This is a genomic window from Pseudomonas sp. S32 (assembly GCF_016648095.1).
In the GTDB taxonomy this organism is placed as follows: Bacteria; Pseudomonadota; Gammaproteobacteria; order Pseudomonadales; family Pseudomonadaceae; genus Aquipseudomonas; species Aquipseudomonas parafulva.
This window is the reverse complement of record NZ_JACVVF010000033.1, coordinates 36,737-49,889: the sequence shown is the minus strand read 5'-3', so window position 1 is coordinate 49,889 and position 13,153 is coordinate 36,737. Positions and strand designations below refer to the sequence as shown.

At 62.6% G+C, this 13,153-nt stretch carries 8 protein-coding genes; 5 read left to right on the top strand and 3 right to left on the bottom strand.

Features of this window, described 5'->3' with window-relative positions; translation table 11 throughout:
- Positions 1–220: 220 nt before the first annotated feature.
- Positions 221–1,135, bottom strand: a complete 915-nt coding sequence (locus tag IAE38_RS17410) for a LysR family transcriptional regulator (RefSeq protein WP_201218434.1) — start codon at positions 1,133–1,135, stop codon at positions 221–223.
- A 192-nt stretch (positions 1,136–1,327) separates the two neighbouring features.
- Here IAE38_RS17410 and IAE38_RS17405 point away from each other — a divergent pair, with 192 nt between their 5' ends.
- The 4 genes from IAE38_RS17405 (at position 1,328) to gabT (ending at position 8,486) form a co-directional block, all read left to right on the top strand.
- Positions 1,328–3,664 (top strand): TonB-dependent receptor, encoded by a 2,337-nt coding sequence (locus IAE38_RS17405; protein ID WP_201218433.1) that lies wholly within the window; start codon positions 1,328–1,330, stop codon positions 3,662–3,664.
- Positions 3,665–3,681: 17 nt separating this feature from the next.
- Positions 3,682–5,358: an aryl-sulfate sulfotransferase gene (locus tag IAE38_RS17400; RefSeq protein WP_201218432.1), complete on the top strand. Its 1,677-nt coding sequence runs from the start codon at positions 3,682–3,684 to the stop codon at positions 5,356–5,358.
- A 224-nt stretch (positions 5,359–5,582) separates the two neighbouring features.
- Positions 5,583–7,025 (top strand): NADP-dependent succinate-semialdehyde dehydrogenase, encoded by a 1,443-nt coding sequence (gene gabD, locus IAE38_RS17395; protein WP_201163852.1) that lies wholly within the window; start codon positions 5,583–5,585, stop codon positions 7,023–7,025.
- A 183-nt stretch (positions 7,026–7,208) separates the two neighbouring features.
- On the top strand, positions 7,209–8,486 hold the full coding sequence (gabT, locus tag IAE38_RS17390) for a 4-aminobutyrate--2-oxoglutarate transaminase (protein ID WP_028635384.1): 1,278 nt from the start codon (positions 7,209–7,211) through the stop codon (positions 8,484–8,486).
- A gap of 258 nt (positions 8,487–8,744) precedes the next feature.
- On the opposite strand, the gene IAE38_RS17385 is transcribed toward gabT, so the two are convergent.
- Both IAE38_RS17385 and desA read right to left on the bottom strand, forming a co-directional pair.
- Positions 8,745–9,731, bottom strand: coding sequence for a GGDEF domain-containing protein (locus tag IAE38_RS17385; RefSeq protein WP_201218431.1), 987 nt, complete (start codon positions 9,729–9,731; stop codon positions 8,745–8,747).
- 131 nt (positions 9,732–9,862) lie between these two features.
- Positions 9,863–11,047 carry a delta-9 fatty acid desaturase DesA gene (gene desA, locus IAE38_RS17380; protein ID WP_028635382.1) on the bottom strand — a complete coding sequence of 395 codons (1,185 nt, stop codon included), beginning with the start codon at positions 11,045–11,047 and terminating at the stop codon, positions 9,863–9,865.
- Between the two features lie 184 nt (positions 11,048–11,231).
- Between desA and dibA the strand changes: the two genes are divergently transcribed.
- Positions 11,232–13,127 carry a phosphodiesterase DibA gene (gene dibA / locus IAE38_RS17375; RefSeq protein WP_201218430.1) on the top strand — a complete coding sequence of 632 codons (1,896 nt, stop codon included), beginning with the start codon at positions 11,232–11,234 and terminating at the stop codon, positions 13,125–13,127.
- The last annotated feature ends 26 nt before the right edge of the window (positions 13,128–13,153 follow it).

The following is a 13,153-nucleotide window of genomic DNA, read 5'->3' as shown; positions in this document are numbered from 1 at the left end:
CCCAACATTCTCCCCCCTGGCATCTATCTTGTGGGCGCGGTTTAACCCGCGAATGCAATGGTGACGCTACTGACGCATTCGCGGGTAAACCCGCTCCCACAAAGTGGACTGCGCCAGCGTTCAGGTTTTGTGAAAGACAGTGGCTCCCACAATGATTGCGACAGCTGTCAGAGTTGTGCAGGCCAGTGGCTCCCAGGTTATCCATAGGATGGGCCGTTTCTCAGGCTTCCCCATCACAGGCAATCAACTGCCTGACCAGCCCCTGCGCCAACGGCGATAACCCATACCCCACCCGGCTCACTACCCCATAACGGGTATGGCAGGCCTCCCGCTGCTCTTGCGTCAGGTCGGCCAGTTCCAGCTTCACCAGGCCTTCTTCATGTTGATAGGGCCGCAAATTGGCATTGCAGGCGATGCCGATGGTGTCCGAGTGCATCACCACGTTCAGCAATGCGTACCCATGCTCGCACTCCACCGACGGCAGAAAGTCTTGCCGGCCGCTGAGATCGCTGAGGATCTTGCGGATATTCGGCGGGCGAAAGGTGGTGGCCATCGGGTAATCGAACAGGTCCCGCGCCTGCACGCGCTGTTGCCTGGCCAGCGGGTGCCCGGCGCGGCAGCAGAAATGCCAGCGCTGGGGTGCCAGCCTGTGCACCTGGTAATCCGGGTCTGATTCGAACTGGCGGGTGTCGGCCACGAAGAACTCGATTTCCTCGGCGACCAGCTTGCGGTTCAGTGCCTGCCAGTTATCCACCTGAAAGCACGTGCGCGCGGCAGGGTAATCGGCCACGAACCGTGCCACCGCCCGCGGCACCAGGCCCCCTGCCGGCGCAGGCCCCGAGCCGAAGCGCACCACGCCGGTCGTGGCGCCGTTGAACTGTTGAATTTCATTGACCAGGTTGTGCGCGCCATGCACCAGCCGGCGCGAGTGTTCCAGTACCAGCAGCCCCTGGCGCGTAGGGGGCAAGTCCTTGCTGGCGCGGTCCACAAGGCGGCAACCCACATTGTGCTCCAGCGTCTGGATGCTGCGGCTGAAGGCTGACTGCGACAGGTTCACTGCCGCAGCCGCCGCCACGAAACTGCGGTGTTCAACCAAGGCGATGAAGTGGCGTAGCTGACGCAGATCGATATGCATTTTCTACATTGAAACCTTCGGCCGAATGCAATTGATGACAAGGGTCTGTGCCCTTATAAAGGGAGTCTCTTATTCCACATAATATGTTTTAACAATATTTATATCTCTTAAAAGAATATAAGCCCCCATTCCCGCGATTCGGTTCCGCCAACGGAAATGCTCGCCCAGGGCCAAGCCTCAAGGAGCATCTGCATGTCCGGACACACCCGAAAGCCATCGCGCGCCTCACGTTTCACCCTGCACCCGCTAGCGGCCGGTGTTCTGCTGGCGGCCTCCGTGCCCAGCTTCGCCGAAGAAGTAGGGCCTGTTGCCCCTGCTGTGGAGCAGGAGGCCAAGCTGGGCACCGTCACGGTCAACGCCCGGCGGCGTGAAGAAACCGCGCAGAGCGTGCCTACGCCCATCAGCGTGCTGGGCAGTGAAGCCCTGGAAACCCAGCGTGTTTATCGCGTGCAGGATCTGCAACAACTGGTGCCCAGTACCAACGTGGCGTACGTGCATGCCCGCCAGTCGAGCATTTCCATACGCGGGCTTGGCAACAACCCCGCCAGCGACGGCCTGGAGGGCAGTGTGGGCATCTACCTGGACAACGTCTACCTGGGCCGCCCGGGCATGGCGGTGTTCGACCTGCTGGACGTGGAGCAACTTGAGGTGCTGCGGGGCCCGCAAGGCACCCTGTTCGGCAAGAACACCACCGCCGGTGTGCTCAACGTGACCACGCGCAAACCTACCTTCCACCGTGAAGGCAGTATCCAGCAGTCCATTGGTGAAGACGGGTATCGGCAGACCCAGGGCAGTTTCTCGGGCCCGCTCAGTGACACCCTGGCCGGGCGCATCAGTGCTTATCGCACCGAAGACGACGGCTATGTGAAAAACGTGCACAACGGCGACACGCTCAATGGCGGCAAACGCCAGGGCTTTCGCACGCAGCTGTTGTTCAAGCCCAGTGATAATTTCAACCTGCGCTGGATCGGGGAGTACAACGAAGAGGATTCCGACAACGGCATCCTGAGCCTCTACAGCACCGGGCCGACCATCAACGGCATCAACCGCTACCAGAGCCTGGCTGCACAGGCTGGCGCGACACTGGTATCGGGCAAGGACCGCAAGGTCAACTTCGATGCCGACCAACAAGTCACCGTGTTCCAGGGAGGGACCTCGGTGGAAGCCAACTGGACCCTGCCCAACGACTTCACCCTGACCTCCATCACCGCCTACCGCTGGTGGGATTTCACCCCGCGCAACGATGACGGCCTGAATGTGCCGGCGGCCTATAACGCCGGTGTAGCGGTGCGCGACAAGCAGTACTCGCAGGAAATCCGCCTGGCATCCCCGACCGGCGGCGCTTTCGATTATGTACTGGGCGCTTACTACTTCAAGCAGGACCTGGACAACAAGTCGTTCACCTATTACGGCCCACAGGCTGATATCTGGAACCAGACCCCGGCAGGTGCGCTGGCCAACGTCGACACCCTCGGTAACGGTCACATCGATACCGACAGCTACGCGCTGTTCGCCCAAGGCACCTGGCATGTCACCGACCGCCTGGACTTCACTGCCGGCGTACGCGGCACCTATGAAGAAAAGAGTGCCTGGGTTACCCGCAATGCGCCCAGCGGCGGCGCGGCGGTCAGCGGGGCCGCCGCAGCTGCGCGTCAGGGCCGCGCAGGTGCGTACGATTCGGGCGACCTCAACCAGTACAGCTTCAGCCCCTCTGGCCTGCTAGGCCTCAGCTATCGCTTCAACGAGCAGTTGCTGGGCTACGCCACCCTGACTCACGGCGAGAAATCGGGTGGAGTGAACCTCACCGTCGGCGCGGCGCCCCGCTTGGGTACTGGCTCGCTGCTGGTGGGCACCGAGCGGGTCAACAATGCCGAGTTGGGCCTGAAAAGCAGCCTGTTCGACAACCGCCTGCAGCTCAATACCAACCTGTTCTGGGCCGAAGTGCATGGCTACCAGGCCAACGTCTACGACCAAGTCAACCGCGTGCAGTACCTGGCCAATGCCGGCCGCGTGCGCTCGCGCGGGCTCGAATTCGAGGCCACGGCGTTGCCGGTGCGGGGGCTAACGGTCAACTTCAACGGTTCGTGGAACGACGTGCGCTACACCGAGTACAAGGACGCACCGTGCCCGCCGGAGGTCAGCCTGGCCAGTGCCAATGCCACCTGCGACCTGTCTGGCCATCAGGTGGTCGGCGCCTCCAAGTACATCGCCAACCTCAATGCCCAATACAAATGGCAGGCCACCGAACGGGTCGAGCCTTACGTCACCGCCAGCTACGCCTTCCGCTCGAAGGCCGTGGGCACCATCGACGACTCTGATTTTGGCCAGATCCCCAGCTATGCACTGGTCAACCTGTCTGCCGGCGTGCGCTTGGACCAGGGCGATGGCGTGGTCGACCTGTCGCTTTGGGTAAAGAACGCTGGCGACAAGACCTACTTCACCAGCCTGTGGAACTCCGCCAACGGCGGTTATGCCGGTGCGCTCGGTACCCCGCGTACCTTCGGCGCCACTGCCCGTTACGACTTCTGAGCACAAGGAGCTTTGCCATGAACGCCAAGACAGAAACACCCGTATTGCCTGAGGGCGCGTGCCTGACCGCGAAAGTGCCACAGCCCGACGAAGCGTTGCTGGGCGATGTGGTGGTCAACCCTTACCGGCTGGCGCCGCTCACCGCGATCATCCGTGACGGCGGCCGCAGCCTCAGTGCTGCCCATGTACGTGTGCTGGGCCGGGGTGAGCGCGGGGTGGACATCGCCTATGAGGTGTCCGACCGTTCGTTGTGGACCTACGGGGGCATTCCGGTTTTCGGGTTGTACCCCGACCATGTCAACCAGGTGGAAGTTACCTACAAGCTTGATGGCCAGCGCATTCGTGAGCAGTACCAGATCTACGCGCCGGCTGTGCGCCTGCCGGTGGTTGCCAGGCAGACGGCCGCCTTGCCGGAGGTGGAGCCGGTGCAGGTGGCGCCCGGGTTTGAAAAACGCCTGTACCTGTTCAACCACCTGCTTGGGGACATCCCGGGCGGGCGTGCTTTCAAGTGGAATGGCCTGGGCGGCGCCGCCGAGTGGGACCAGGTGGGCAACAACTGGATCGCCGATACCAACGGCGACGTGCGCTGGTACCTGGACATCGAGCAGATTCATGACTCCAACCGTCGCGATGGCCTGGGGGGCACCATGGGCTTCCAGCAAACCCGCGATGGCAAGCTGATTTGGGGGCAGGGGCAAACCTACTCCAAGTACGACTTGCTGGGGCGGCGTATCTGGCAGCGCAGCCTGCCCGACAAGTTCGCAGACTTCTCCCATGAGATCCGCGAGACCAGCAACGGCACCTACCTGCTGCGCGTAGGCACCAGCGACTACCGTCGTCCGGACGGCAAGCGTGTACGCTCCATTCGCGACCACATCATCGAAGTGAACGAGGCCGGCGATGTGCTGGAGTTCTGGGACCTCAACCAGATCCTCGACCCCTACCGTGGCGACCTGCTGGAAACACTGGGCAAAGCGGCCATCCAGTTGCCCCCGGGCGTCAGCCGGCAGAGCGACCGGCTGGCGAACGAGCTGGCGGAAGGGGATCTGCCGTTTGGCGATACCCCGGGGGTGGGCACCGGGCGTAACTGGGCGCACGTTAATGCCATCGATTACGATGCCGATGACGACAGCATCATCGTTTCAGCCCGTCACCAGGGGGTGGTGAAGATTGGCCGTGACAAGCAGGTGAAGTGGATCCTCGCCTCGCCACAGGGCTGGCCCGAGCGCCTGCGGCACAAGGTGCTCACGCCGGTGCACAGCGACAGCTTCGACTGGTCATGGACCCAGCACACAGCCTGGCTGACCGGCAAAGGCACGCTGACCGTGTTCGACAACGGCTGGGGCCGGGGCTTTGCACCCACTCGGTTGACCGGGAACTACAGCCGCGCGGTGGAATACCGCATCGACGAGGCCAAAGGCCTGGTGGAGCAAGTGTGGGAGTACGGCAAGGAGCGCGGCGACGAGTGGTACAGCCCGGTGACCTCCGTGGTGGCTTATAGAGCCGACACCGACACCCAGTTCATCTATTCGGCGTCGGTGAACTTCCTGACACCGCAAAAGCTGACCACAACCGTGCTCAACGAGGTCCGGCGGGGTACCCAGGAAGTGTTGGTGGAGTTGAAGGTGCACAGCAGGCAGCCCGGCAGCGTGGGCTACCGGGCGCTGGTGATCGACCTCGACAAGGCATTCTGATTTTCTGCCTGTACCGGCCCTGTAGGGGCCGGCTTGCCTGCCGCAGGGCCATCCGCCCCAGTCCACATTCATGAAACATCCACTCGGGTGTTCAACCACTCGTTCTTTTTTTCGAACAGCCTATTGTCCAACACCCCAGCAGACGCTTAGCATTCGTTTGAGATTTCAAACGCTCGATGCCCTGCGTTGGGCGCTTTCAACAATCAACAATTCGGGAAGCCGACATGCAGCTCAAAGACGCTCAGTTGTTCCGCCAGCAAGCCTTCATCAACGGTGAGTGGCTGGATGCGGACAGCGGCCAGACCATCAATGTGACCAACCCGGCCACAGGTGAAGTCATCGGTACCGTGCCGAAGATGGGCACTGCGGAAACCCGCCGCGCCATCGAAGCTGCCGACAAGGCCCTGCCGGCCTGGCGTGCACTGACCGCCAAGGAGCGCTCGGCCAAGCTGCGTCGCTGGTTCGAACTGATGATCGAGAACCAGGACGACCTGGCTCGCCTGATGACCACCGAGCAAGGCAAACCCCTGGCCGAAGCCAAGGGCGAAATTGCCTACGCCGCCTCGTTCATCGAATGGTTCGCTGAAGAAGCCAAGCGCGTCTATGGCGACACCATCCCGGGCCACCAGCCAGACAAGCGCCTGATCGTCATCAAGCAGCCAATCGGCGTTACCGCAGCCATCACGCCGTGGAACTTCCCGGCTGCCATGATCACCCGTAAAGCCGGCCCGGCCCTGGCTGCTGGCTGCACCATGGTGCTCAAGCCTGCCTCTCAGACCCCATACTCGGCACTGGCCCTGGTCGAGCTGGCCAACCGTGCCGGCATCCCGGCTGGCGTGCTCAGCGTCGTTACCGGCAGCGCCGGTGAAGTGGGCGGCGAGCTGACCGGCAACTCCCTGGTGCGCAAGCTCTCCTTCACCGGCTCGACCGAAATCGGTCGCCAGTTGATGGAAGAGTGCGCCAAGGACATCAAGAAGGTTTCCTTGGAGCTGGGTGGCAACGCCCCGTTCATCGTGTTCGACGACGCCGACCTGGACAAGGCGGTCGAGGGCGCGATCATCTCCAAATACCGCAACAACGGCCAGACCTGCGTCTGCGCCAACCGCATCTATGTGCAGGACGGCGTGTACGACGCGTTCGCCCAGAAGCTGGCCGCAGCAGTTGCCAAGCTGAAGATTGGTAACGGCCTGGAAGAAGGCACCACCACCGGCCCGCTGATCGATGGCAAGGCCGTGGCCAAGGTTCAGGAACACATCGAAGACGCCGTAGGCAAAGGCGCCAAGGTGCTGTCCGGTGGCAAGCTGATCGAAGGCAACTTCTTCGAGCCGACCATCTTGGTGGATGTGCCGAAAAACGCGGCCGTGGCCAAGGAAGAAACCTTCGGCCCGCTGGCCCCGCTGTTCCGCTTCAAGGACGAGGCCGAAGTCATCGCCATGTCCAACGACACCGAGTTCGGCCTGGCGTCGTACTTCTATGCCCGTGACATGAGCCGTGTGTTCCGTGTCGCCGAAGCGCTGGAGTACGGCATGGTGGGTATCAACACCGGCCTGATCTCCAACGAAGTGGCGCCATTCGGCGGCATCAAGGCTTCGGGCCTGGGCCGCGAAGGCTCCAAGTACGGTATCGAGGACTACCTCGAAATCAAGTACCTGTGCATCAGCATCTGATCGCACGCTAAAGGCTTTACCTCTGCCAGCGGGGCGCGAGAGCGACGTCTCGCTGGCCTTTTTTACAGCGCAGTACCTGGTGGCCAGGGCGTTCGCGGCGGTCGATCAACGAATACTGACCGTGGGCACTCCCAGCCACCCCCGAATAAAAGCGCCATTCCAGACCGGCGCAATGAGGGCATTATGAGCAAGACCAACGAATCCTTGATGCAACGTCGTGTCGCCGCAGTTCCGCGTGGTGTCGGCCAGATTCACCCGATCTTCGTTGAATCGGCAAAGAACTCCACCGTGATCGACGTTGAAGGCCGCGAACTGATCGACTTCGCAGGCGGCATCGCCGTACTGAACACCGGCCACTTGCACCCCAAGGTGGTTGCGGCCGTGCAAGAGCAGCTGACCAAGGTCAGCCACACCTGCTTCCAGGTGCTGGCGTACGAGCCCTACGTGGAGCTGTGCGAGAAGATCAACAAGCTGGTACCGGGCGACTTCGACAAGAAGACCCTGCTGGTTTCCACCGGCTCCGAGGCCGTTGAAAACGCCGTCAAGATCGCCCGTGCAGCCACCGGCCGTGCTGGCGTCATCGCCTTCACCGGCGGCTACCACGGCCGTACCATGATGACCCTGGGCCTGACCGGCAAGGTCGTACCGTACTCCGCAGGCATGGGCCTGATGCCAGGCGGCGTGTTCCGTGCGCTGTTCCCGAGCGAACTGCACGGTGTCAGCGTTGACGACGCCATTGCCTCGGTCGAGCGCATTTTCAAGAACGATGCCGAGCCACGCGATATCGCGGCCATCATCCTTGAGCCGGTACAAGGCGAAGGCGGCTTCCTGCCAGCGCCTAAAGAGCTGATGAAGCGCCTGCGTGCCCTGTGCGACCAGCACGGCATTCTGCTGATCGCTGACGAAGTGCAGACTGGCGCCGGCCGTACCGGTACCTTCTTCGCCATGGAGCAAATGGGCGTTGCGCCTGACCTGACCACCTTCGCCAAATCCATTGCTGGCGGCTTCCCGCTGGCAGGTGTGTGCGGCAAGGCCGAGTACATGGATGCAATCGCCCCCGGTGGCCTGGGTGGCACCTACGCCGGCTCGCCGATCGCCTGTGCCGCTGCACTCGCCGTTATCGACGTGTTCGAAGAAGAAAAACTGCTGGACCGCAGCAAAGCCGTTGGCGAGCGCCTCACTGCCGGCCTGCGTGAAATCCAGCAGAAGCACCCGATCATCGGTGACGTACGTGGCCTGGGTTCGATGATTGCTGTGGAAGTGTTCGAGAAGGGTACCCACACCCCGAACGCCGCTGCCGTTGCCCAAGTTGTGGCCAAGGCCCGTGACAAGGGCCTGATCCTGCTGTCGTGCGGCACCTACGGCAACGTCCTGCGTATCCTGGTTCCGCTGACCGCCGAAGACGCGCTGCTGGACAAAGGCCTGGCCATCATCGAAGAGTGCTTCGCCGAACTGGCGTGATCTTACGCTGATAGTGGGGCCGCTCTGCGGCCCATCGCCGGCGAGCCGCTCCTGTGGAACTGCACATAACTTGTTGAGTTAGCAGTCACCTGTGGGAGCGGCTTCAGCCGCGAACACCGGCGAAGCCGGTGCCCTGCACCGCGCTGTCTGCTTCGCGGGTAAACCCGCTCCCACAGTGATTGGGCCAACTCTCAGATTTTGTGCGTGACAGTCGCCTCCACAGGGACGGCTCTGCGGCCCCTGCTATTCAAGCGACGCTTACCCGTGGACGATCTGGTTCTTGCCCTGGCGCTTGGCCTGGTACATCGCGGCATCTGCCCGTGCGTACAGGCTGTCGAGCGTGTCGTCTTCGGCAGTCAAACCGGTCAGGCCCTGGCTGATGGTGACGCCGTACATGCGCTCTGACTGGCCAAAATTCAACCGCTGTATCTCCCGCTGAAGCCGTTCGGCAATCTGCTCCGCCACCTTGGCCGTACAGCCAGGGAATACCGCCGCAAATTCCTCGCCACCAATCCGCCCGAACAGGTCGCCCCTGCGCAGCACCGCCTTGCCGCTGTCGGCGATGCGTTGCAGCACCTGGTCTCCCTCCTGGTGGCCGTAGCTGTCGTTGATCGCCTTGAAGTCGTCGATATCCAGCAACAGGAAGGTCAGCGGCGCCTCGTCCTCACGGGCCTTGTCGAAGGCCTGTTTGGCGCACTCGAAGAAGTGCCGGCGGTTGCTGCTTTGGGTGAGTACGTCGGTGGTGGCAAGGCGCTGCAGTTCGCCCTCCAGGCGCTTCTTTTCGGTGATGTCCTCGGCGATACCCACGATGATCACCCGGTCACTGTCGCGCTGCTGGTTGACGTAGCACTTGTCGCTGAGCCAGCGCACCTCACCTTCGGCGTTCAGAATGCGGTACTCCCGGTCTTCCACCGAGCCTTTGAGCAAAACCTGGGCAAGGCTGCGTTCGGCGAACTCCAGGTCGTCAGGGTAGATGCTGTCCCGCCATTCATTGAAGTCGGCCATTACCAGGCTAACCGGGCGGCCAAAGATGCGCTCGTAGGCAGGGCTGACGTACAGCACCTGGCGGGTCTCCCAGTCGAATGCCCACAACACTGCGTTCACGCTGTTGAGCAGCGTACTGAACAGCTGCTCGCGCTCGCTCAGGCGCGCGACTTCGCCTTGGGCGTGGAGCAGAGCCAGCAATGTCTTGGCGGCGTCAGGGGGAGGGGTACCGGGCAGAATCTTGGGTATGTTCTTGGCCATGGGCACGGAGCGCGTCTCGACGGGTAAAGGTGCGGCCACCTTCCGGCCGATGTGGGCAGTTCGAGTCGAAACAGGCGGGCGAAGTTCCTGAACGGCACGCCCCAAAAAGGGGCGCGCCGATCAACGGAACATCAGGCGGCAGTAGGCCGCAGGGAGTAGGTCTTCAGTTGCGCGGCGAACTCGCGCAGGGCATGGATGCCGCTGGTTTCCGCTTCGTGCACCCAGTCTTTCATGGCTGCCAGCATGTCATGGCCATTGGCGCTGGTGCGGGCCCATATCTGCTGAAGCGCCAGGCGCTTTTCATAGATGGTCTTGAGCGCCTGGCTGTGGGCCAGCATGGACTCGATACGCACGTGATGGCGGTCTTCCAGCAAGCTGGTTTCCCGCGACAGCAGGCGTTTGGCACGGCGGAAGTGGTGGCTGACGGACGCATCAACGCGCGCCAGTTCCTGCTTCACCAGGGGGCCGATGACCAGCTTGCGATACTGGGCCATGATCTGGAAGCGGTTGTTGAGGATGGCCATGGCAGTGTCCATGTCCAGGCTGGCTTTGCCCGCCACCCGGTGGGCGATGGGTGCCACCCGCTGGACCTTGGCCAGGCGCAGCAGGCAGAACAGGCGAATCCATGCCCAGCCCATGTCGAACTCCCAGCGCCGCACCGACAGCTTGGCCGAGTTGGGGTAGGTGTGATGGTTGTTGTGCAGCTCTTCGCCGCCAATCACGATGCCCCACGGCACCAGGTTGGTGGCGGCGTCGCGGCATTCGAAATTGCGATAGCCCACTGCATGGCCAAGGCCGTTGACCACGCCGGCGGCCCAGAAGGGGATCCACATCATCTGCACCGCCCAGATGGTGATACCCGCCGTGCCGAACAGCAGCAGGTCGATCACCGCCATCAGCGCGATGCCACCGAGTTTGTAGCGCGAATAGACGTTGCGCTCCAGCCAGTCATCCGGGCAGTTCTTGCCGTAGATGCGCAAGGTGTCGGGGTTGCGCGCCTCTTCGCGGTAAAGCTCGGCGCCCTTGCGCAGTACCGTACCCAAACCCTTGTACACCGGGCTGTGCGGGTCGTCCGGGGTTTCGCACTTGGCGTGGTGCTTGCGGTGGACGGCGGTCCATTCGCGGGTGTTCTGCGCCGTGGTCAGCCACAGCCAGAAACGGAAGAAATGCTTGAGCCCGGCGTTGAGCTCCAGTGCCCGGTGCGCCGAGTAGCGATGCAGGTAGACCGTGACGCTGACAATGGTCACATGGGTCATCAACAAAGTGATGCCGACCAGTTGCCAGGCCGACAAGTCGAGCAGGCCGTTGTACCACATAAATGCAAATACCCTCGAAATGCAGGGGGAAGGGCCGATTATCCCTTGGCGGGGAAATAAAACCAGTCGCAGCTGACCACGTGATGTTTCAGGCGATCTTTGCGCGGCGCGCCGTGCAGCGGTCGCACAGCGCAGCAGAACCTTTATAATCCCCCATCTTTTTGCATGGGCAATTCCACCCGACATGTCTGTTTCCGTTCGCGACGCCTTGCGCATGGCTGCGCTGTATGTGGTGCTCTCGATCCTCTGGCTGGTACTGGCCGAGGTGATGCTGCACGGCATGACTGACGATCCCCTGGCCCGTACCGTAGGGCGGCAGATCAACCTGGTGGTCTGGGTACTGCTCAGTGCGTTGCTGATCTATGTGTCACGCGTAAGGTTGCTGAACTTCATCGGCATCGGTGCGCGCTTGCGCGGCGAGGACCGGGAACGCCTGCGCATGGCCGCCGCTGTGTTCGACAGCACCCTCGAAGGGGTATTGGTCACCGACCGCAAAGGCCTGATCGTGCACGTCAACCGCGCCTTCATGCGTATCACCGGTTACCGGCAGGACGAGGTGATCGGCCAGCGCCCGAGCAAGTTCAAGTCGGGGCGCCATGGCCCGGACTTCTACAAGCACATCTATGCCACCCTCTCCGAGAAGGGCGAGTGGAGCGGCGAGATCTGGAACCGACGCAAGAGCGGCGAAATCTACCCGCAGTGGCAGACCATCTGCGCGATCCGCGACGACGACGGCGAGCTCAGCCATTACGTCGCGGTGTTCAGCGACATCAGCGCGATCAAGCATTCCGAGCAGGAGCTGGCCTACCTGGCTCACCACGACCCGCTCACCGACCTGCCCAACCGCCTGCTGTTCACCGACCGCGTGCAACAGGCGCTGGTGGCGGCGCAGGCAAAAAAGCGCGGCTGTGCATTGTTGCTGCTGGACCTCGACCACTTCCAGAGCATCAACGACGGCCTGGGCCATACCATCGGCGATCAGTTGCTGAAGCTGGTGGGTGATCGCCTGGGCGAGGTGGTGGTCAGCGGCGTGACCCTGGCGCGCCTGGGCGGTGACGAATTCGGCGTGCTGGCCGAGCAGTGCCAGGACCTCGGCCAGGCCGGCAAGTTGGCCCAGGGCATCATCGACCGCATGCGTGAGCCATTCGTGTTCGAGGGCCATCGGCTGTTCATCAGCGTCAGCGCCGGTATCAGCCTGTTCCCCAGTGACGCCCTGAGTGCCGAGCAGTTGCTGCGCAACGCCGACTCGGCCCTGTACAAGGCCAAGAGCAACGGCCGAGCCTGTTATGCGCTGTACACCGAGGAACTGACCGCCCACGCCCAGCAGCGGGTGGAAACGGCAGGGGAGCTGCGGCGGGCGCTGGAGCACGATGAACTGCGGGTGTACTACCAGCCCGTGCACGACCTGGCGACCGGTAGCCAGGTGGGTGTAGAAGCCCTGGTGCGTTGGGAGCACCCGCAGCGGGGGCTGGTGCCACCGGTAGAATTCATCCCCATCGCCGAACGCACCGGGCTGATTGCCGAGATAGATGCCTGGGTACTGCGCAATGCCTGCCGGCAGATGGTGCGCTGGCAGCAGGAAGGCCGCCCGCTGGCCTTCGTGGCAGTGAATATCTCAAGCCGCCTGTTTGGCCAGCGTGAGCTGTACCGGCAGGTAGCCGACGTGTTGCACGACACCGGCCTTTCGCCTGCACTGCTGGAGCTGGAAGTCACTGAAAGCGCCGTGATGGAAGACCCCGAAGTGGCGCTGGAGCAACTGCATCGCCTGCGTGAGCTGGGCGTGGCACTGGCCATCGATGACTTCGGCACCGGCTACTCGTCGCTGCTGCGGCTCAAGCGGATGCCGGTACAGAAACTCAAGATCGACCAGGGCTTCGTCGCTGGCTTGCCGTTCGACGAAGACGATGTGGCCATCGTGCGGGTGATCATTGCCCTGGCGCGCAGCATGGGCATGCAGGTGCATGCCGAAGGCATCGAGCAGCCGGAGCAGGCCAGCCTGCTGCTGCAGGAGCAATGTCAGTTAGGCCAGGGTTACTGGTTCGGGCGGCCAGTCGCGGCGCAGGATTTGCGCTGGGGCTGAGTGTGCCGGGTTGGCCCGGCACCTTT

What these genes read in the sequence shown, in the direction of transcription:
- IAE38_RS17410 (WP_201218434.1), bottom strand. Translation starts at nt 1,135, where the DNA reads ATGCATATCGATCTGCGTCAGCTACGCCACTTCATCGCCTTGGTTGAA.
- IAE38_RS17405 (WP_201218433.1), top strand. Translation starts at nt 1,328, where the DNA reads ATGTCCGGACACACCCGAAAGCCATCGCGCGCCTCACGTTTCACCCTG.
- IAE38_RS17400 (WP_201218432.1), top strand. Translation starts at nt 3,682, where the DNA reads ATGAACGCCAAGACAGAAACACCCGTATTGCCTGAGGGCGCGTGCCTG.
- gabD (WP_201163852.1), top strand. Translation starts at nt 5,583, where the DNA reads ATGCAGCTCAAAGACGCTCAGTTGTTCCGCCAGCAAGCCTTCATCAAC.
- gabT (WP_028635384.1), top strand. Translation starts at nt 7,209, where the DNA reads ATGAGCAAGACCAACGAATCCTTGATGCAACGTCGTGTCGCCGCAGTT.
- IAE38_RS17385 (WP_201218431.1), bottom strand. Translation starts at nt 9,731, where the DNA reads ATGGCCAAGAACATACCCAAGATTCTGCCCGGTACCCCTCCCCCTGAC.
- desA (WP_028635382.1), bottom strand. Translation starts at nt 11,047, where the DNA reads ATGTGGTACAACGGCCTGCTCGACTTGTCGGCCTGGCAACTGGTCGGC.
- dibA (WP_201218430.1), top strand. Translation starts at nt 11,232, where the DNA reads ATGTCTGTTTCCGTTCGCGACGCCTTGCGCATGGCTGCGCTGTATGTG.